The organism is Streptomyces sp. NPDC058195, assembly GCF_042883525.1.
GTDB lineage: Bacteria > Actinomycetota > Actinomycetes > Streptomycetales > Streptomycetaceae > Streptomyces.
This window is the reverse complement of the sequence record NZ_JBHVVM010000003.1, coordinates 321,245-340,897: the sequence shown is the minus strand read 5'-3', so window position 1 is coordinate 340,897 and position 19,653 is coordinate 321,245. Positions and strand designations below refer to the sequence as shown.

Here is a 19,653-nt window from a genome sequence, read left to right as displayed (position 1 = left end):
CAAGATCCATAGCCAGGGTGTCCACTCCCAGGGGGCCAGCCTCAACCCCGCGCTCGCCCACGAGCTGCACCGCAACTTCTGGAGGAGGACGGCGAGCCCGGCAAGGTTCCCGCGCACTGCGTCCTGTGCTCCACCGTGCTGCTCAGCGCCCTCGACCTCGTGGTCACCGGCCACGCCCCACGCCTGAGACGCAGATGCTCTTGGTCCTGCACGAGCGGATGGTCAACTCCCACCCACCCAGTGCCCTCGTCGGCGGGTACTGCGCCACCGAGGGCGTGGCCATCACCGAGACCGAAATCCTGCGGGACACCATTGGCCAGTACGGCGAACTGGCCATCGGTGCGAGCGGCGGCCAACTGCCGAAGCTCGACCACCACCGCCTCCACCTCGACGACGACCATGGTGCGGCCCAGGTCGACGGCCTCAGCGTCGAGGCCTCCCGCATCGCGGGCTGGCCGACGTGCTTCGGAAGAGTGAACTCTTCCACCTCGACCTTCCCCAGGCCCTCACCGGCTTCCTGGAAATCTCCGAAGGGATGGCACAGTGGTGGACCCAACTGACCCACTGGTCCCAGGAGATGGTCTGATGAACGCCACCCCCGCCGTGATCGAAGCCGCTCAGGAGCGCACCGGCGGTCACCCGTGCGGCTGATCCGCTTCACCGCCATCGGCCCCGGCGGCCCACCCCGCACGTGCCGTTGCGCGCACGGTGAGAAGCTCGGCGGCACCCCGGTGATGTGGTGGGCTGGCTTCGAACGGATGATCTGGCACGGCCTTCGACGACACCAGCAGCGCCGACCTCGTACCCGCCAACGCGCCCTCCCGTAACCTCGCGGTGAACTGATCGTCCGCGGTGCCGAACACCCAGAAAGCACGGTCGGCTGTGACACGCGAAGCTCCGGGGAGCCGACAGCCCTGACCTGCCGACCGCCGGGCCCGTCCAGCCCGAGACCTCCTGCGCCGCGTCCGGCACCACCGTCCGACCTCGTCAACCGCATCAGGAGACCCCGTCGTGCCAAGCCCGCACGCCACCACCGCATACGGCACCCCGCGCCGCGTCGCGATGCCCTGCACCAGCGACTTCACGCGCGGCCTTGTAGGTCCCGGCGTGCGTTGTTCTCGCCCGCTCAACTCCGGCGGCTCGCTGACCGCTTCGACCTGATCGACGTCCACGACGACGAGGCCAGGGCCGTTCAGGTCAATGTCCTGGCGATCACGCCCGGCACGGTCGTCGCCAGCGGCGACCGCATCGCCGACCAGCCCCCGGGTATCGAGATCCTCACCGTGGACTACTCCGAGGTCACCCAGATCCCCGGCTCTCTGTACCGCACCATCTTGCCTCTCAACCGCTCCTGAGCCGCACCGCGTCCCCGCCAGCCGCGCTGCCCGAGCCCGTCCGCCCCGACCCTCGGAGCTCCCGTGTCCGACCCGCTGCCGCCCCTGCTTCTTGCTGTACCGGTTGTGGTCATCGCCTGCCAGGCCGGCGGCCGTGCCGTACGGCTGCTCGGCCAGCCGCCGGTCATCGGCGAGATCCTGGTGGGCATCCTGCTCGGCCCCTCCCTGCTCGGCTGGATCGCCCCCGGTCTCCAGCACCACCTGCTTCCGCCCTCGGTCCTGCCCATCACCTCCGCCCTGGGCAACCTCGGCCTCTTGGCGTTCCTCTTCCTGATGGGCCTGGAACTCGACCTCCGTACCCTGGGCACCACGCGAGGCGCGGTAGCCGCCGTCAGCCTCAGCGGCGTGCTGCTCCCCATGGTCCTTGGCGCCGTGCTGGCCGCGGCGATGTATCCGCACCTGTCACCACCCGGGGTCGACCGGCTCCCGTTCACCCTGTTCATCGCGGTCGCCCTCAGCATCACCGCGTTCCCGGTCCTCGCACGGATCCTCGCCGACCGCGGCCTGGAGAGCACACCCGTGGGCACGTTCGTCATGGCCTGCGCCGCCGCCGACGACGCTCTCGCCTGGTGCATGCTCACCGCCGTCGTCGCCCTGTCCACCGTCGGCACCGCCCTGTCGGCCTTGACCACCCTCGCCCTGACCGCCGCCTACGCGGTCGGCCTCACCCTCCTGCGTCCCGCGCTGCGCGCCTTGCTGACCCGCGCTGGCCACACCTCCGACGATCTCGTCCTGGCGGTGCTCTTCGCCGGGCTGTGCCTCAGCGCCTACGCCACCGGCCAGATCGGCGTACACCCCGCCTTCGGCGCCTTCCTGTTCGGCGTCGTCGCCCCGCGTCGCCTCCTGGCCGTCCAGTGCAGCGCCGCCCGCCTGCGCGCCGTGATGCTGCCCCTTCTCCTCCCGCTGTTCTTCGTGGACACCGGCCTGCACACCGACATCTCCACCCTCCCGGCCGGACGGTGGGGCTGGGGGGCGGCTCTCCTGGCGGTCGCCGTCATGGGCAAATGGGGTGGCACGGCCGGTGCGGCCCGGCTCGCCGGTGGCGACTGGCGCTGGTCGGCCGCGGTCGGCACGCTCATGAACTGCCGGGGTCTGACCGAACTCGTCGTTCTCGGCATCGGCCGTCAGATCGGCGTCATCACCGACGATCTGTTCACCCTCCTGGTGATCATGACCGTCGTCACCACCACGGCCACCGCCCCGCTGCTCAAGCGCGTGGCGGGCGACGACCCGAGGATGGTTATGGTTCCGCCAGCCCCGCAAGGCGATCCGGAGCGCAACACAGCCCGGGAGGTCACCGGATGACCCCGGCTCCGCACTCGATTCTGGAGGCGTACTCACCCGGCGCAGCGCACGAGCCCTCCAGGGCTGATGGCGACGCCGCTCACGGTCAACGCGCGGCTCCCGTTCGTCGTGTTGCGAGCCCTCCCGGGCTGATGACGACCCGAGGGCAGAGCCGCTGGTAGGTCCACCCTCCCCACGCTGTCTTTCCGAGCCTTCTGCAGCGGTCCGGCGGTCGTGCGTCTCCGCAGGCCAGAGGATGTCCTTGAGCGATGAGGACGTTGGCTGCCACCAGGTGGCCGATCCTGGGGTCGTTGCGCTCGTCAGACCTGCCCGTCCCTTGCCCGCACAACTTCCCCCTTCGGCACGCGGCGTGTCGCACATGCACCAGACGTGTACCCGCAACGCCACGCCGTGGCGACCTCATCGACAGGAGTGTTGACGATCGGCGGGCTCAGGTAGTGCCCTGGAGGGCTGTCGTGTCCGGGACGCTGGCCGCGGCCCCTGACTTCCGGACCGCGCTCCCGCCGTGCCCGGCTCGGCGCGGCAGCCTCGGTCGCCGCGGCCTGGCGTCGGTGCTTGACGCGGGCTCGCTCGATCAGGGCTGCTGCGTCACCTGGTGCGGGCGGTTCGGGGAAGGCCTTGCGGGACTGTTCACGGAGTGCGGCGGTCTGACGTTCCGCTGACTCGGTGCCGGGTGATTGCCCGGCGTGAGTGGCCCTGGGCGGGCATCTCGGGGACCAGGGCGTGTGCGGCCTTCTTGTGCTCGGCTCGTCGGCCGACGGGCTCCGAGTCGTTCTGTTACTGACCGGAAGCTGGCCGGGTTTCCTGTGGCAGGAGGCCGTTGGGCGTTCGGGTGCGCGGGCGGTCGCGGTGGGCGGCGACGCAGGTCTCCACGGCCCGGCCCAGGCTCTGGCGCAGGTGAGTGAGAGCGCTCCGCGACCCGCGGAGCGCCGGGGGCGCCATGCCGGGTGCCCGCGGCGTAGGCGCCTGCCCGGTCCTGGCCGATGGTCTCCGCACCGGGGCGGCGGATCAGTCACGCGGCCAGTGGGCCGGCTTCACGCGCCGGGAGCACACCGGCCGCGCGACGGCCTTCGGTATGGGCGTAGCGCTCCGCGGTCGCTCCCCAGGATCTGTGCCAGAAGCCCCGGAAGGTGAAGGAAGCCACAGATCAGGGAGTGTCTGGGCCCGCTCCTCGAAGGAAGAGGTCGACGACGTCCTGGGCCAGGCGGTCGACGGCGGCCGGGACGCAGCCGTCCTGCGGGGGATGGACGGTGGCGGCGAGCTCCATGAAGGCGGTGGCGAGGAACCCCGGATCGGCTTCCCGTAGTTCGCCCGTGGCCACCGCCTGGGTCATGAGGTCGGTCACCGGCTGGATGAGGCCGCGCACGTAGGCGTGGGAGACCTCGGTGCGCTGGTCGTCTTCGAGGTGGCGGGTCGCGTAGTAGATCTGGTTGCTGAGCGCGGAGTTGTAGGTGCCCTGGGCGTAGGAGGCAGCGAGGGCGAGGAGTTTGTCGCGCAGGGTGCCGGGGGTGGCGAGCGCGCTCTGGAGGAGGGCTGAGGCTTCCTTGGTGTAGTGGTCGGCCACCTCCATGAACAGGGCGGGCTTTCCACCGGGAAAGTGGTGATAGAGGCTGGCCTTCTTCACGTCGACGGCTTTGGCGATGTCGTCGAGGGAGACGCCGAGGTAGCCGTAGTCGGCGAGTCGGCGGGCGAACTCGTCGCGGGCACGGGCGCGGGTGTCGGTCTGGCGGGGCATGGTGGTCAGACTCCTGTACGGGTACGGCGGGTCAGGGCGAGGTGGGCTGCTGCGGCCCCCGCCACCAGGATGGCGAGGGCGACGAGGGTGCCCGGCAGCAGGTTCTGCTCGTTCCAGGGCGATGCCAGCAGGCTGCGCATGGCGTCCAGCGGCGGGGTGAGCGGGTTGATGTCGGCCGCGCGGGCCATCCAGCCACCGAGCTGGTCGCGCGGGACGAAGGTGGCGGTGAAGAAGGAGAGCGGGAAGAAGACCAGGGTCACGGAACCGACCGCCGAGCTGTTGCCGGTGTGGAGGCCGACCGCGGCGGCCAGCAGCAGGAATCCCGTGCCCAGCAGCACGGTGGCGCCGGTCAGAGCGATGAGGGCGGGGGCGCCGGAGACGGGGTTCAGGCCGAGCAGCAGGCCGAGTCCGGTGAGCGTGGCGGCCTGAACGGTCAGGACGGCCATCCCTGCCAGGACTGGGGCGGTGACGAGGGCCCAGCGGCTGACCGGGGTGAGCCAGAGCCGCGCGTGATAGCCCGAGCCGATGTCACGCACCAGCAGCTGCCCCGCGGTGGCGCCGCCGGTGAAGGCGGTGGTGAGCAGGCACAGCGGCAGGACCACGTCGATGTAGCGGCCACCGGGAGCGGTCGCGGCCACGGCCGAGGACAGCTGCCCCTCGTAGATGATCATGAAGAAAGCGCTCGTGAGCAGCGGTGAGAGGAGCAGGGAAGGCGTACGGAGACAGGACCTTACCGAGCGAGCGGTCAACGGTCCCAGGGCCGCCCTGGCATTCGGTGCGGCGGGCGGGCTGACGGGGGCGGTGTCGGCGGCGGTGACGGTGCTCATGCGGCGGTGGCACCTTCCGGGGTGAGGGCCAGGCGGAGGAAGACGTCTTCCAGGCTGGGTTCGTCGACGGTCAGGGATGCGGCGTGCAGGCCGGCGGAGGCCAGGGTGAGCAGCGTCTCCCCGTCGGCTCCGGGGCGGGTGAGCCGGATGCTCACCGCGTGAGGGGCGGCTTCGGCCGTCTGGAGCTGCTCGTTCCTGGCGGTGAGCAGCTCCCGGGCCTGGTCGGCGGTGGAGGCGTCGCGGAAGCGCAGGGTCAGGACGCGGCCACCGATCTCCTCCTTGAGGACGTGCGGGGCGGCGGAGGCGATGAGGTGTCCGGCGCGGAGGATGCCGACGCGGTCGCAGAGCTGGTCGGCCTCTTCCAGGTACTGGGTGGTCAGCAGGACGGTTACGCCGTGGTTGGCGGACAGCGCGCGGATCTCGTCCCACAGGCCCCGGCGGCTGGCCGGGTCGAGCCCCGTGGTGGGTTCGTCCAGGAAGAGGACGTCCGGGCGCTGGACCAGGGCGACGGCGAGGTCGATCCGGCGGCGCTGGCCCCCGCTGAGCTTGCCGACCGGGGTGTGCGCGAAGTCCTGCGCGTCAAAGGCGTCGAGAAGTTCGGTGCAGCGTGCGCGGGCCTGCCGGGCGGTGAGCGACTGGAGTCGCCCTTGCAGGCACAGCAGTTCGCGGGCGTTCATGAGAGGGTCGAGTGCGGTGCCCTGGAGGACGACCCCGCTACGGCGGCGGACGGTGCCGGGGTCGCGGGTGATGTCGGCGCCAGCGACCTGGGCGGTACCCCGGGAGGGGCGGAGCACTGTGGTGAGCATCCGGACGGTTGTGGTCTTGCCCGAACCGTTGGGGCCGAGCAGCCCGTAGACCTCTCCGGGGTTCACTTCCAGGTCGAGCCGTTGCACCGCGGTGCGTTCGGCGAAGTCCCGGCCGAGCCCGATGGCGCGGATGGATGGGGTGGCGGTGTCGTCCATACTCAAAACCTACCTATCGATAGGTAGGTTTTGCAAGCGGGCCCTCCCGGGAACCCGGTCACCGCAATGCGGGGCCACCGGTGCCACGGGCCACGGCACCGGTGAGCCGAATGCGCGGCGCCCGCACCTGTCCGGCCTGTCGCTGACCCCTCACGGGGCCTCGCGGCGGGCCACCGGCCCCCTCGCGGGGGCCGGGGCACGGAGTCCGGCCACCGCGGCGAAATTCCTTGGCGGGGAGCGCGGGCGGGGACCAGACTCGGCCCATGGCGGACATGCGGTTGTTCGAGAAGACGGTCGTGGCGTGGGCGGCGGGCGGCCCCGAGGGCCCCGCGCGTGAACTGGCCGCACGGCTGCCGGTCCGGACGGTCGTCCTGCTGGAGGGGCCGAGCGACGCCGCGGCGGTCGAGGCGCTGGCCGACGCCCGCGGCCGGGACCTGGCGGCGGAAGGGGTCTGCGTCCTGCCGATGGGCGGGGCGATGAGTGTCGGGCGGTTCGCGCGGCTGCTCGGGCCGACCGGTCTGGGCCTGCGCCTCACCGGACTCTGCGACGAGCGCGAGCGCGGCTACTACGCCCGTGGCCTGGAGCGGGCCGGTGCGGTGCCGCAGGAGTTCTTCGTCTGCGCCGCGGACCTGGAGGACGAGCTGATCCGCGCGCTCGGCGTGGCCCGGGTGAAGGAACTGATCGAGGAGCAGGGCGATCTGCGCCCCCTGGAGACCTTCCTCGGCCAGCCCGCGCAGCGGGGCCGCGCTCCGGAGCAGCAGGTGCGCCGCTTCCTCGGCACGAAGAAGGGGCGCAAGATCCACTACGGCCGGGTCCTGGTCGAGGCCCTCGGCCCCGACCGCGTACCCGCCCCGCTCGACGGCCTGTTCGCCGCTCTCTGACCGTCGCGGGCCTCACACCGGGTACGCGTGGGTCTGCGCCGCTTTCACCGTCGCCCAGACCTCCGCCCCCGGACGCAGATCGAGTTCGGCGGCGGCCACCGTGGTCAGGTCGGCGGCGAGCGGGAGCTCACCGGTGAGCGAGGCACGGATCTGGTCGCCGTGTGTCTCCAGCCCGGCGACCGCGCAGCGCCACACGTTGCGGGCGCTGGAGGCGGTGGGGCGGCTGCCGTGGAGCGTGACGGCGCTCGGCGGGAACGCCACGAAGACCGGCCCGGACAGGTCCTCCGTGACGGTGACGGCGGGTCCGCCGTCCAGTCGCACCTCATGGCCGTCCGCGCGGCCCCGGTAGAGGTTCAGGCCGACGAGCTGCGCGATGTAGTCCGTACGGGGACGACGGGCGATGTCCGACGGGCTGCCCTGCTGCACGACCGCGCCCCGCTCCACCACGACCAGCCGGTCGGCGAGGACCATGGCGTCGAGCGGGTCGTGCGTGACGAGCACCGCCACCGCCTCGAACTCGGCCAGATGGCGCCGGAGCTGACCGCGCACCTCCAGGCGGGTACGGGCGTCGAGAGCGGCGAGCGGCTCGTCCAGGAGGAGCAGCCGCGGGCGGGTGGCGAGGGCACGGGCGAGCGCGACCCGCTGTGCCTGGCCGCCCGAGAGCCGCCGGGGCCGCACCCCGGCGTGGTCCGTGAGCCCCAGGCGGCTGAGCCACTCGGCGGCCCCCGCGCGCGCCCGTGCCTTGGACATCCCCTGGCAGCGGGGCCCGAACGCCACGTTGTCCAGGGCGGTCAGATGGGGGAAGAGGAGGTAGTCCTGGAAGACGACGCCGACCGGCCGGGTCTCCGGCGGCGTACGCTCCAGGTCCGCTCCGTCCAGCCGCAGATGGCCGCCGGTGAGCGGGGTCAGCCCGGCGAGCGCCCGCAGGGCCGTGGTCTTGCCCGCTCCGTTCGGGCCGAGCAGCGCCACCACCTCGCCGGGGGCGACGCGCAGCTCCACATCGAGCCGGAAGGCCCCCCGCTCCACCACCAGGCGGGCATCGAGGCCCGCCGCGGTGGCATCGGCCGGTTCGTCGTGATTCCTGGTCATCCTGCGGTCATCCAACGGTCGCGCAGCCCGGCCAGCACCGCGATGGACACGGCCAGCAGGACCAGGCTGAGGGCGATCGCCGCCTCCGGGTCGCTCTGCAGCGCGAGGTAGACGGCGAGGGGCATGGTCTGGGTACGCCCGGGGAAGTTGCCCGCGAACGTGATGGTGGCTCCGAACTCGCCGAGCGCGCGGGCCCACGCCAGCACCGCTCCCGCCGCGATGCCCGGCGCGATCAGCGGCAGCGTGACCCGCCGGAACGCGGTGAAGCGGGAGGCGCCCAGTGTCGTCGCCGCCTCCTCGAAGCGCGGGTCGGCGGCCCGCAGCGTGCCCTCCACGCTGATGACCAGGAACGGCATAGCCACGAAGGCCTCCGCCACCACGACCCCCGCGGTGGTGAACGGCAGGGTGACGCCGAACCACGCGTCCAGCCACGTCCCGACGGTGCCGTTGCGGCCGAGCGCCGACAGCAGCGCCACACCTCCCACGACCGGCGGCAGGACGAGCGGCAGCGTGACCAGGGCACGTACGAGACCGCGACCGCGGAATTCGACCCTGGCCAGCAGCCAGGCCAGCGGCACCCCGATGACCAGGCTCACCGCGGTGGCGGCGCTGGCGCAGACCAGCGACAGCCGGAGCGCCTGCCATACCTCGGGGCTGGTCAGCTGCTCGGGCATGTCGCGCCACGGTGCCCGTACCAGCAGCGCGGCCGGAGGCAGCACCAGGAACGCCAGGCCGAGCAGCGCGGGCACGAGCAGGGGCAGCGGAGCGCCGCGCCCTCCCGCCCGGACCCGGTGACGCCGCGCCCTGCCCCGCCGGGCGCCGTTCGCGGTGTCGGGCTCGCCGGACGGGGTCACGGCTTCAGGAACCCGGCCCCGGTCAGGACCTTCTGGCCCTCGGCGGACTGCACCAGCGCGATGAACGCCCTGGACGCGGCGGCGTTGGGGGCGTTCTTCAGCAGGGTGATCGGGTAGTCGTTGACGGCATCGGCCGACTCGGGGAACTCCACGCCCTCCACCTTGTCACCCGCCGCCTTCACGTCGGTCCGGTACACGACCGCCGCGTCGGCCTCCTTGAGCTCGACCTTGGTCAGGGCGCTCTTGACGTCCTGCTCGTAGGAGACCGGGGTCAGCTTGATCTTCCCGGCGTCGAGGGCTTTCTGCGCGGCGGCACCGCACGGCACCTCCTTGGCACAGAGCACCACCTTCAGGCCCGGACCGGTGAGGTCCTTGAGCGAGGAGACCTTGTCGGGGTTGCCCGGCAGGGTGGCGATCTCCAGCTGGTTGCGCACGAAGGCGGCCGGTGCCCCGGCGGCGTCGCCCGCGTCGGTGACGATCTTCATGGTCCTGGTGCTGGCCGCCGCGAACACATCGGCCGGTGCGCCGCCGGTGATGCTCGCGGCGAGGGAGTCGCTGCCACCGAAACTGAACGTCACCTTCGTACCCGGGTGCCGGCTTTCGAACGTCCTGCCCAGGGCCGTGAAGCTCTCCTTCAGCGAGGCCGCGGCGAAGACGGTCACCGTGCCGGACAGCTTGTCCGAGGAGGACGGGGCGGCGGAGTCGGCCGCGCCGGACGAGGAACAAGCGGTCAGGGCCAGCAGCGCGGCGGCGCCCGCACCGGCCGTCTGAAGGGTCCGACGGGTTTGGCGTGCGGTACGGGATGTCACGAGTTCCACTCCCTCTGGTCCTCACGGACACGTCTGCGGTCTGCCGGCACCACCGGGGCCGACCCGATGATAATGCCGCAGATGCGAGGGTGAAGTCTTCTGTTGCTTTGCATGAGCCCGGTAAGTGATCTATCAGGCTCGCATGTGCGTTTGTACGGGCGATGGAGCGGCAGGGGCACGCCGGGTACGGGCCCGCTCAGGCGCGGTCGATGTGCACACTGGTCGACTTGACCCGGGCGGTGGCCTCCATCCCGACCTCCAGGCCCAGTTCCTCCACGGCCTCCCGCGTCAGCAGCGACACCAGCCGGTGCGGTCCTGCCTGGATCTCCACCTGGGCGGCGACATCACCGAGCTTGACCGCGGTGACGATCCCGGGGAAGGCGTTGCGGACCGAGGTGTACGAGGTCTCCTCCTCGCCCCCGCCCTTGGCCAGCTCGACGGAGAAGGCGGCGAGGTCCTTGCCCTCGACGAGCCGCCGCCCGCTCTCGTCGCGATGCGTGGCCACCCGGCCCGCGTCGGCCCATCGCCGTGCGGTGTCGGGGCTCACGCCGAGGAGCCGGGCCGCCTGACCGATCGTGTAGTACTGCATACCGGCCAAGATAGGCCCCTTCACCGAGCTCCCCGGCCCGCAGCCCCTCCGCCGGGAAGTCCCGCGCGTGCAGCGGCCGACTTCTGCGGCTGCCCCCGTGCCCTGCGCGCGCCGCTCGGCATCCGCGTAGAGGCGTTCGGGCTGCTCCCGTACGGCGCGACCGCCGCACATCGAGGAGTCCGGGCTGCTGCCTCACGGCGCGACCGCCGCACTCGGTGCCGGTGTGGTCGGCAGGTCCGTGGACCGGCCCGATCACCCGCCGCCGTGCCGGGCGCCGAGACCCTCGTTCGCTACCGGGACGGGGAATGTGTCACGCATCCTGCCGCCACGCATCCTGCCGTCACGCGTCACGCGTCACGCGTCACGCGTCACCCGCCGCCCGCCGCCCCGCGGGCCGGGGCACGGGCGCGTACGTCTCCACCCGGCTGGGTGTGGGCAGCCTTGCCGCGTTCCTGCCGCGACCGCTCACACCGGCCGGGGCGGCCGGTGAAACTCCCGGCGCGGCACGCGGCCGCGCGGAGCTGGCTGTGCGCCGCGGCGCCGAACACCGCTGCCTCTTCCCGGCGGACCGGAGCCAGGAGCCGGTCCCCTTCCCGCCACCGAAGGCAGCTGGCTCGTCGGTTCCGCAGCGGAGCACGGACCACTGCCGCCGCCGCGGGGCGCAGGTCCGCACGGGGCCCACCCGGCCGTGACCGGTTCCGCTGTGGCCGGAACTCGGCCGCGCCGCGCCCGGGGGTTCGCTTCCGAACCGTCCATCCGGTCTCTACCGTGGAGGGAATGGACGATCCGGCGCGTGTGGACGCGACGGCGAGGCAACGGGGGAACGGTGGAAGCGGAGTTGGCGGCGCTGGCGACAACGGGCGCGACGGCCCTGGTCGGGCTCATGGTCTCCGACGCCTGGGCACAGGCGCGGCAGCGCGTGGCCGGGTTCCTCGCGCGAGGCGGGGACACCGACGGGGTGGACGAAGAGCTCGAAGCCTCCCGCGCGGAGCTCGTCGCCGCCCAGGACGGCACGGAGCCGGGAATCGCGGCCGACATCGAGGAGGAATGGCGGCTCAGGCTCCGGCGAGCGCTGCGCGCCGACCCGTCCGCCGCCGGGGACCTGCGACACCTGCTGGACGAGATCGCCCCCGGCGGCGGGCCCGCGCCGACCCTGACGGTGCACAACACCGTCAGCGGCGGAACCCAGCACGCCCCGGTCTTCCAGGGCGCGCACCAGAACCTGACCGGTGCGATCTTCAACCAGTACGGTTCGCGCGCGCCCGAGCCGGGTCCGGGTGCGGTGTGAACGGCGAGCGATCCGGCAGTGGCGCCGACCCGGTACATCTGCGCAACGACCTGTCCGGGCAGGTCTACGGCCCGAGTTTCCAGGCCCACCGGATCCACGGCGGCATCACTTTCAACGTCCAGGAACAGCCCAGGCCCGGACTCGACATCAGACCGGACGAGATCCCGCCGCTCGCCTTCCGGTTCATCAACCACCTGGAGGGCCTGGCCGAGCTGGACGCCTGGGTGGGCAGTGGCCGCTCGACGGACGTACAGGTCGGCTTCGGAGCCCTGTACGGAATGTCAGGCGTCGGCAAGACCGCGCTGGTCTCGCGCTGGGCGGGGCAGAAGAAGGAACTCTTCCCCGACGGCCAGATCTACGTCGACTTCGCGGCGCTGCGCGGCGACACCGAGGGCGGGGACGTCTCCGAGGCCGTCCGCCGCTGTCTGCGGTCCCTGGGCGTCGACGAAGCGTGCATCCCCGCGTCACTCGCCGACCGCACCGTACTCTTCCGGTCGCGATCGGCGGACCGGCGGCTGCTGGTCTTCCTCGACAATGTGAGCCAGCCCGCCCAGGCGGCCCCCTTGATCCCCAAGGGGGAGGGCAGCGCCCTGCTGGTCGCGAGCGGCGGGCCGCTCCGGGAACTGGCCCTGGACGGGGCCCGGATGATGCCGGTGAAGCCGCTGGACCGGCACAGCGGGATGGAGCTGCTGGCCGAGCGTTGCGGGCTGGCGGCCGTGGAGGCGGACCGGGAGTCGGCCGAGCTGCTCGTCGGGCTGTGCGGCGGCCTGCCGGTGGCTCTGCACATCGTGGCGGCCCGGCTTCAGACCGAGCCGGGGCTCACCATGGCGGAGCTGGCCGGGGAACTGTCGGACGAGTCCCGCCGACTGGCCGGGATGTCCCTCGGAAGGGAGCGGTCGATGTCCGCTGTACTCGATCTGGGCTACCGCGAGTTCGCACCGGAGAAGGCCCGGCTCTACCGGCTGCTGGGCTGGCTGCCGGGCACCACGTTCGACGTCGGCCTCGCCGCGGTCGCCGCGGACCTCGACACCGCACACGTCAGGACGTTGCTCAGGGAGCTGGCGGCGGCGCGGCTGCTCACGGCGGACGAGGACGGCCGCTACCGCTTCCACGATCTGGTGCGCCTCCATGCCCGGGAACGTGCCGAGGACGAGGAATCCGGGGGCGCGCGCCTCGACCTGACGCGGCGGGTGGTGACCCACTACCTGGCCCTCACCGCGCTCGCGGACCGCGCGATCCGGCAGGACCGGCTGCGCGTCGGTGACCTTGCCCGGCTCCTGGACACGGCGCCCGACCCCTTCGCCGCCGACGGCGGACCGGAGCCCCTGGACTGGCTGGAGGCGGAGCACCACAACATCCTGGCCGTGCTCCGTGCCGCCGCCCGTGAGGAGGCGTTCGCCACCGAGGCGTGGCAGCTGGCCGAGGCGTTCACCGTGCTGTTCCTCCACAACCGGCACCTCGGCGACTGGCGGGAATCGCTCGAACTGGGAGCCGCCGCGGCAGCCGCGGCCATGGAACCGGCAGCCGAGGCCAGGCTCCGCAGCCTGCTGTCCCGGCCCTTGATAGACCTGGGCGAGTACGACGCCGCACGTCGTGCGCTCGATACCGCCGCGGCCTGCGCGGACGTCTCGGGAGACCTGGTGGTGCGGGCCTCCGTGCAGGAGTTCACGGGCCGGTACTGGGAACGCTTCGACCTCTCCCGCGCCATGGACGCCTACCGGCGCGCGGGGGAGCTGAGCACCGAGGCGCACGAGGAACGCGGCGCCGCCATCGCGGCCTACTTCCTCGGCTGCGCCCAGGACGCGAGCGGTAACCACCGGCAGGCCCTGGCCACGCTGGACGGGGCCCACACGAGGCTGACCGGACTGGACGACCGGCGGATGGCGGCGAGGGTCCTGGCCGCCATGGGCCTCGTCCACGACCATCTTGGCGAGCCGGACGAGGCGATCCGTACGCTGGGCGAGGCCGCCGAGGCACTGCGCGCGCAGCGGGCGACGCACTACGAGGCGCAGGCCCTGGTGGCGCTGGCGGGCGTCAGGGAGCGCGCGGGCGCCGACCCCGGGGCGGTACGGGCAGGCCTGGCGCGCGCCCTGGAGATCTACGAGGAGGGCGGCAGTCCGCAGGCCGGGGAGGTCCGCCGCCGGATGGACGCACTGGACGGCACGAGCTGACGCCGAGGCGCCCTCAGCACGGCGGACCGGCGGCGGGCCCGGGGCGTGACCGGAGCAGGACGTCCTCCTCGCGTACGTCGCCGACGCGCAGGGTCACCTCGGCGTTCTCCAGCGCGCTCCCGGTGAGCAGCAGGGTGTAGACGGTCGCGGCCAGCAGACCGGCGTCCGCCGGGGGACCGGTGACGGCTGCCTCGACGATCCGGCCGTCGCGCAGCCCGACCAGACAGCCGCCCGTGCTCAGGGTGACCGCCGCGAGACGGCAGCCGGGCAGGCGGGCCAGGGTGTCCTCGATCCAGCGCAGTGCCCCGGCGGCCGTGGGGAGGGGGTCTCGCCGGGTCAGGACCGACGCGCTCTCGACCCGCCGCAGGTCCCGCTCCCGGTCGTCGCAGGCGAGATGGGTGAGCCCGTCGGCCGTCGTCTGGCCATCGGCGCGGGACACGGCCGCGGGGTGGCGGCGCACGGTGACGATGGCCCGTGCGCCCTCGGGACGGGTGCTGCTCGACACGGTCCACGAGGACACCGGCGCGCCGGTGGAATCCGGCCCTCCGGGCGTGGGCAGGGCCACCCGGTCCGCTACCCCGGGGGACGGCTCGGCCAGCCCCATCAGACGGTAGAGGGCGGTGCGCAGATGGCGCAGTGCCCGTCCTGGTTCCGCGAAGGCCTGGTCCGCGACCGCGCGATAGCGCTGCGCGGTATGCGTACCGACCACGTCCGCCACCTGCCGGGCCAGGTCGCCCAGCGGATCGAGCCGCGGCGCGGCCTGCCCGAGGCGGTCCGCGGCCGTGCCCGGCACGGAGTCGCTGCCGAACGCGGCGAGCAGCACCGGCTTGCCCAGGGCCGCGCCGTACAGCGTCACCGAACCGTGGTCGCCGATGACGGCGTCGGCGGCGACCAGCGCCGGGCGCCAGGCGTGGACGGGCGGGATCAGGATCAGCCCCGCCTCCAGGGCGGCGGCCAGCGTGGTACGGAGCTGCCAGGGGCTCTGCCCCGACCAGACGTTGGGGTGGACGATCGCGGCGACCCGGAACTCGTCGTACGGCAGCGCGGCGAGCAGCCGGGCCGGCAGGCCGGGATGCTGCCCGAGCAGCGAGGTGGGGCCCCAGGTGGAGCTGAGCACCACGAGCCGCAGCCCGTCCGGGACGCCCAGAGCGGTCCGGTACGCGGCGGACCGGTCCAGGCTGACGAGCATGTCGTCGAAGGCCGGGTCGCCGATGAGCAGGGTGCGCCCGGACGCCTTCGGGTGGGTGGAGAGCAGTTGCTCCTCCTGCCCCGGGTGCGAGACGGCCAGCCAGGCCCGGCCGGACTCCAGGAGCCGGTCGGGCACCATACCGGACAGACGGCTGCGCGGTGCCCGCGAATCCGGCACGTGCTTCTGGAACCCGATCCCGTGGGGCAGTACGAGTGCGGGACAGTCCCCGTCCGGTACGTCGACGTTCTCGCTCGCGGAGACGATGAGGTCGGGCGCCGCGGTGGCGAGCTGGTCCCACGCGATCACCTGGCATCCCGCGTCGTGGAGCAGGTCCAGTACCCCGTCGCTGAAGGCGGAGGTCGAGTCGTAGGCGAAGACGACGGTCACCCTGGTGTCCCCGCGCAGCAGCGCGGGCAGGCATTCGAGCACCCGCGCGGTCGAAGTGACGGTGCGGGCGGCTACGACCAGGGTCTTCTCACTCCGGAACGTCCTCCAGCGGCCGGCGTCCGGTCCGACGAGGACGGGGCGGGACTGCCGGGCGTGCATGGCCACTCCAAGGGACTCGTGGCTCGTGGCTCGTGGCTCGTGGCTCGTGGCTCGTGGCTCGTGGCTCGTGGCTCGTGGCTCGTGGCTCGTGGCTCGTGGCTCGTGGCTGATGGTTCCTCTAACGTAATTCAAGCTGTTGTGCAATCCCTCGGGAGGATTCATGCGGCGCGGGCGATCGCGTACACCGTATCCAACGCGGCGAGCAGTTGGCGGAAGCTGTCCGGTGTCATGACCAGCTGATCTAAAGTGCTCAGGCCAGTTCCCAGACCGCGGACCTGAGAAGGAATCACGGAATTATGCCCACTGAGACGTTCGAGTTTCAGGTGGAAGCGCGACAGCTTCTGCAGATGATGATCCACTCGATCTACTCGAACAAAGACGTGTTCCTGCGCGAACTCGTCTCCAACGCCTCCGACGCGCTCGACAAGTTGCGGCTCGAAGCACTGCGCGACGACTCGCTCGGCGCGGACGTGTCCGACCTCCACATCGCCATCGAGGCCGACCGGCAGACCCGCACCCTGACCGTGCGGGACAACGGCATCGGAATGTCCCACGACGAAGTGGTCCAGCTCATCGGGACCATTGCCAACTCGGGCACCGCGAAGTTCCTGCGCGAGCTCAAGGAGGCCGAGGGGTCCGCCGACGCCGAGGGGCTGATCGGCCAGTTCGGCGTCGGCTTCTACTCCAGCTTCATGGTGGCCGACGAGGTCACCCTGCTGACCCGGCGGGCCGGTGAGGCCCGGGGCACCCGGTGGACCTCGACCGGTGAGGGTACGTACACCGTCGAGACCGTCGACGACGCGCCGCAGGGGACCGCGGTCACGCTCCGGCTCAAGCCGGAGGACGCCGACGACCAGCTCCACGACTACGTCTCCCCCTGGAAGATCAGGGAGATCGTCAAGCGGTACTCCGACTTCATCACCTGGCCGGTCAGGATGGCCGCGGAGGCCGCTTCCGAGGGTGCCGAGGCCGCCGGGGAGGGGGCCGACGACACCCCGCGCGAGCCCGAGACGCTGAACTCGATGAAGGCCCTGTGGGCGCGCTCGCGCGACGAGGTCTCCGACGACGAGTACCACGAGCTGTACAAGCACATCAGCCACGACTGGATCGATCCGCTCACCACCGTCCGGCTCCAGGCGGAGGGCACCTTCGAGTACCAGGCGCTCCTCTTCATCCCCTCGCACGCGCCCCACGACCTGTTCATGCAGGGGTACAAGCGCGGCATCCAGCTGTACGTGAAGCGCGTCTTCATCATGGACGACTGCGAAGCGCTGATGCCGCCGTACCTGCGCTTCGTCAAGGGTGTCGTGGACGCCCAGGACCTGTCGCTCAACGTGTCGCGCGAGATCCTCCAGCAGGACCGTCAGATCCAGCTGATGCACCGGCGCCTGGCGAAGAAGGTGCTGTCGACGGTCAAGGACATGATGTCCGCCGAGCCGGAGCAGTACGCCACGTTCTGGCGGGAGTTCGGCCGCGTCCTCAAGGAGGGGCTGCTGAGCGACTTCGAGAACCGGGAGACGATCCTCGCCATCTCGTCCTTCGCCACCACCCACGACAAGGACGAGCCGACCACGCTGCGGCAGTACGTGGACCGCATGAAGGACGGGCAGGAGCACATCTACTACCTGACGGGTGAGTCCCGGCAGGCCATCGAGAACTCTCCGCACATGGAGGCCTTCCGGGCCAAGGGCGTCGAGGTGCTGCTGCTCACCGACCCCGTCGACGAGGTGTGGGTCGAGGCGGACCCCGAGTTCGACGGCAGGAAGCTGCGGTCCGTGGCCAAGGGCGAGGTGGACCTCGGCACCGAGGAGGAGAAGAAGGAGGCGGCCACCGAGCGAGAGGGCCGCCAGCAGGAGTACGCGGACCTGCTCGGCTGGATGACGGAGCGGCTGGGCGACACCGTCAAGGAGGTGCGGCTCTCCTCCCGCCTCACGGTCTCGCCCGCCTGCATCGTCTCCGACACGCACGACGTGACGCCCGCCCTGGAGAACATGTACCGCGCGATGGGCCAGGAAGTGCCGCAGGTCAAGCGCATCCTGGAACTCAACGCGGAACACCCCCTGGTCAGCGGCCTCAACGGGGCGTACGCCGCCCGGGGCGAGACCGTCGGCACCGGGCTGGAGGAGACGGCCGAGCTCCTGCACGACCTGGCGCTGCTGGCCGAGGGCGGCGAACTGGCCGATCCCTCGCGCTTCGTCCGGCTGATGGCCGACCGGCTGGAACGCACCCTGTAACCAGCACCGCGCGGTAGGACGCGCCTCGCACCGCCGAGGCGCGTCCCACCGGCCGGACCGTATGGGACGGGGCCCGATCGCGCGCCGCCGTCCATCCGAACGCACGCCGCAACGGAGGCCTCCGTGAAATCCAGTGCCCCGCCCCCGGCCGCAGGCCGGCCCTCGGAGACCCGGCCCGAAGCGGCGGACCGTCTGGTCGCCGTGCTCGCCTTCTCCGGGATCGTCGTCTCCCTGATGCAGACGGTCGTGATCCCGCTGGTGCCCGAGCTGCCCGAGCTGCTGCACGCCTCGCCCTCCGACGCGACCTGGGCGATCACCGCCACCCTGCTCGCCGGAGCGGTCGCCACCCCGGTGATGGGCCGGCTCGGGGACATGTACGGCAAGCGGCGCATGCTGCTGGCCAGCCTGTTCCTGCTGGTGGCCGGTTCCGTGGTCGCCGCGCTCAGCGACGGCCTCGGTCCGATGATCGTCGGCCGCACCCTCCAGGGCCTCGCCTCCGGCGTCATCCCGCTGGGCATCAGCATCATGCGGGACGAACTGCCCGCCGAGCGGCTCGGCTCGGCGATCGCGCTGATGGGAGCCTCCCTGGGGATCGGCGGTGCCCTCGGACTGCCCGCGGCCGCCTTCCTCGCCGAACGGGTCGACTGGCACGTGCTGTTCTGGGTGGCGGCCTGCATGGGAGCGGTCGCCACCGTGCTCGTCCTGGCGCTGGTGCCGGAGTCGCGGGTGTGTACCGGCGGACGATTCGACCTGGTGGGCGCGGCCGGGCTGTCCGCTGCCCTGCTCTGTCTGCTCCTCGCGGTCTCCAAAGGAGCCGCCTGGGGCTGGGGCAGCGGGTGGACACTCGGTCTGATCGGTGTCTCGCTCCTCATCCTGGCGGTGTGGGGCCGCTGGGAGCTGCGGATCGGACAGCCGCTGGTCGACCTCCGGACCGCCGCCCGGCGGCAGGTGCTGCTGACGAACATCGCCTCGGCGGTGTTCGGCTTCGCGATGTTCGCGGTCTCCCTCGTTCTGCCCCAGGTCATCCAGCTGCCGAAGGCCACCGGATACGGCCTGGGATCCTCGCTGCTGACCGTGGGTCTGGTCATGGGGCCGTCCGGGCTCGTCATGATGGCGGTCGCACCGCTGTCGGCGCGCATCTCCCGGACCCGGGGGCCGAAGGCGACGCTGATGACCGGGGCCGTCGTGGTCGCCGCCGGATATCTGCTGGGCATGGTCCTGATGTCCGAGATCTGGGAGCTCCTGCTGGTCTCGGCCGTGATCGGGGCGGGGATCGGCCTCGCCTACGGCGCCATGCCCGCACTGATCATGGCCGCGGTGCCGGTCTTCGAGACCGCCGCCGCCAACAGCTTCAACACCCTCACCCGGGCCATCGGCACCTCCGCCGCCAGTGCGGCGGCGGGCGTGGTCCTCGCCCAGATGACCACCCGGTTCGGACCGCTCGACGTCCCGTCGGAGAACGGCTTCCGCACCGTCCTGGCGATCGGCGCCGGTGCCGCGCTGGTGGCGTTCCTCGTCGCGGCCTTCCTGCCCGGACACGACCACGCCGCGTCCGCCGCGGCCCGGCCCGCCACCGAGGCCACCTCGGCCGAACCAGCTGACAACTGACCGGCCGACAACTGACCGGCCCGCCAGGCGGGGGAGGACGGGGAAATCCAGTGGCGGACGCCTTACGGAGCCGCATAGTTTGTCGGCCTGTGACTGATGCCCCCGAAAGCACATCGCCCGCCGTATCCACGCCTTTCACCCCACCGGTCACGAAGCGGCTCACCGGACCCGC

At 72.1% G+C, this 19,653-nt stretch carries 17 protein-coding genes; 8 read left to right on the top strand and 9 right to left on the bottom strand.

What is annotated here, in order from left to right; all coding sequences use genetic code 11:
• Positions 1-194 precede the first annotated feature (194 nt).
• The 3 genes from ACFVWY_RS05625 to ACFVWY_RS05615 all read left to right on the top strand — a co-directional run bounded on the left by ACFVWY_RS05625 (position 195) and on the right by ACFVWY_RS05615 (position 2,699).
• A complete protein-coding gene (locus ACFVWY_RS05625; protein ID WP_389867755.1) occupies positions 195-560 on the top strand; it encodes a hypothetical protein in 366 nt (121 codons plus the stop codon).
• Between the two features lie 552 nt (positions 561-1,112).
• Positions 1,113-1,355 carry a hypothetical protein gene (locus ACFVWY_RS05620; RefSeq protein ID WP_389867605.1) on the top strand — a complete coding sequence of 81 codons (243 nt, stop codon included), beginning with the start codon at positions 1,113-1,115 and terminating at the stop codon, positions 1,353-1,355.
• Positions 1,356-1,418: 63 nt separating this feature from the next.
• Positions 1,419-2,699, top strand: a complete 1,281-nt coding sequence (locus ACFVWY_RS05615) for a cation:proton antiporter (protein ID WP_389867603.1) — start codon at positions 1,419-1,421, stop codon at positions 2,697-2,699.
• 1,147 nt (positions 2,700-3,846) lie between these two features.
• On the opposite strand, the gene ACFVWY_RS05610 is transcribed toward ACFVWY_RS05615, so the two are convergent.
• Genes ACFVWY_RS05610 through ACFVWY_RS05600 form a run of 3 tightly spaced genes read right to left on the bottom strand, consistent with a single transcriptional unit; the run spans position 3,847 to position 6,223 of the window.
• Complete coding sequence (locus ACFVWY_RS05610) at positions 3,847-4,434, bottom strand: TetR/AcrR family transcriptional regulator (protein WP_389867601.1); 588 nt, start codon at positions 4,432-4,434, stop codon at positions 3,847-3,849.
• A 5-nt stretch (positions 4,435-4,439) separates the two neighbouring features.
• Complete coding sequence (locus ACFVWY_RS05605; protein WP_389867599.1) at positions 4,440-5,261, bottom strand: ABC transporter permease; 822 nt, start codon at positions 5,259-5,261, stop codon at positions 4,440-4,442.
• Positions 5,258-6,223: an ATP-binding cassette domain-containing protein gene (locus ACFVWY_RS05600; protein WP_389867597.1), complete on the bottom strand. Its 966-nt coding sequence runs from the start codon at positions 6,221-6,223 to the stop codon at positions 5,258-5,260. The genes ACFVWY_RS05605 and ACFVWY_RS05600 overlap by 4 nt, the downstream gene beginning before the upstream one ends.
• 263 nt (positions 6,224-6,486) lie before the next feature.
• On the opposite strand from ACFVWY_RS05600, the gene ACFVWY_RS05595 reads away from it, so the two are divergent.
• Complete coding sequence (locus ACFVWY_RS05595) at positions 6,487-7,104, top strand: TOPRIM nucleotidyl transferase/hydrolase domain-containing protein (RefSeq protein WP_389867596.1); 618 nt, start codon at positions 6,487-6,489, stop codon at positions 7,102-7,104.
• Positions 7,105-7,116: 12 nt separating this feature from the next.
• On the opposite strand, the gene ACFVWY_RS05590 is transcribed toward ACFVWY_RS05595, so the two are convergent.
• The 4 genes from ACFVWY_RS05590 to ACFVWY_RS05575 all read right to left on the bottom strand — a co-directional run bounded on the left by ACFVWY_RS05590 (position 7,117) and on the right by ACFVWY_RS05575 (position 10,445).
• Positions 7,117-8,193: an ABC transporter ATP-binding protein gene (locus tag ACFVWY_RS05590; protein WP_389867595.1), complete on the bottom strand. Its 1,077-nt coding sequence runs from the start codon at positions 8,191-8,193 to the stop codon at positions 7,117-7,119.
• Positions 8,190-9,047 carry an ABC transporter permease gene (locus tag ACFVWY_RS05585; protein ID WP_389867594.1) on the bottom strand — a complete coding sequence of 286 codons (858 nt, stop codon included), beginning with the start codon at positions 9,045-9,047 and terminating at the stop codon, positions 8,190-8,192. Before ACFVWY_RS05585 ends, ACFVWY_RS05590 begins: the two co-directional genes overlap by 4 nt.
• Entirely contained in the window at positions 9,044-9,856 is an 813-nt protein-coding gene (gene modA / locus ACFVWY_RS05580) for a molybdate ABC transporter substrate-binding protein (RefSeq protein ID WP_389867592.1), read from the bottom strand. The genes ACFVWY_RS05585 and modA overlap by 4 nt, the downstream gene beginning before the upstream one ends.
• A gap of 196 nt (positions 9,857-10,052) precedes the next feature.
• Complete coding sequence (locus ACFVWY_RS05575; RefSeq protein WP_389867590.1) at positions 10,053-10,445, bottom strand: molybdopterin-binding protein; 393 nt, start codon at positions 10,443-10,445, stop codon at positions 10,053-10,055.
• Between the two features lie 826 nt (positions 10,446-11,271).
• Between ACFVWY_RS05575 and ACFVWY_RS05570 the strand changes: the two genes are divergently transcribed.
• Positions 11,272-11,733, top strand: a complete 462-nt coding sequence (locus tag ACFVWY_RS05570) for a hypothetical protein (protein WP_389867588.1) — start codon at positions 11,272-11,274, stop codon at positions 11,731-11,733.
• Positions 11,730-13,904, top strand: a complete 2,175-nt coding sequence (locus tag ACFVWY_RS05565) for a hypothetical protein (protein ID WP_389867586.1) — start codon at positions 11,730-11,732, stop codon at positions 13,902-13,904. Before ACFVWY_RS05570 ends, ACFVWY_RS05565 begins: the two co-directional genes overlap by 4 nt.
• Positions 13,905-13,917: 13 nt before the next feature.
• On the opposite strand, the gene ACFVWY_RS05560 is transcribed toward ACFVWY_RS05565, so the two are convergent.
• Together ACFVWY_RS05560 and ACFVWY_RS05555 are read right to left on the bottom strand one after the other, a co-directional pair.
• Positions 13,918-15,639, bottom strand: coding sequence for a hypothetical protein (locus tag ACFVWY_RS05560; protein ID WP_389867584.1), 1,722 nt, complete (start codon positions 15,637-15,639; stop codon positions 13,918-13,920).
• Between the two features lie 158 nt (positions 15,640-15,797).
• Positions 15,798-15,998 (bottom strand): hypothetical protein, encoded by a 201-nt coding sequence (locus ACFVWY_RS05555; RefSeq protein ID WP_389867753.1) that lies wholly within the window; start codon positions 15,996-15,998, stop codon positions 15,798-15,800.
• Here ACFVWY_RS05555 and htpG point away from each other — a divergent pair.
• Both htpG and ACFVWY_RS05545 read left to right on the top strand, forming a co-directional pair.
• Positions 15,936-17,873 carry a molecular chaperone HtpG gene (gene htpG, locus ACFVWY_RS05550; protein WP_389867583.1) on the top strand — a complete coding sequence of 646 codons (1,938 nt, stop codon included), beginning with the start codon at positions 15,936-15,938 and terminating at the stop codon, positions 17,871-17,873. The genes ACFVWY_RS05555 and htpG overlap by 63 nt on opposite strands.
• Positions 17,874-17,996: 123 nt before the next feature.
• Positions 17,997-19,481, top strand: a complete 1,485-nt coding sequence (locus tag ACFVWY_RS05545; protein ID WP_389867581.1) for an MFS transporter — start codon at positions 17,997-17,999, stop codon at positions 19,479-19,481.
• The last annotated feature ends 172 nt before the right edge of the window (positions 19,482-19,653 follow it).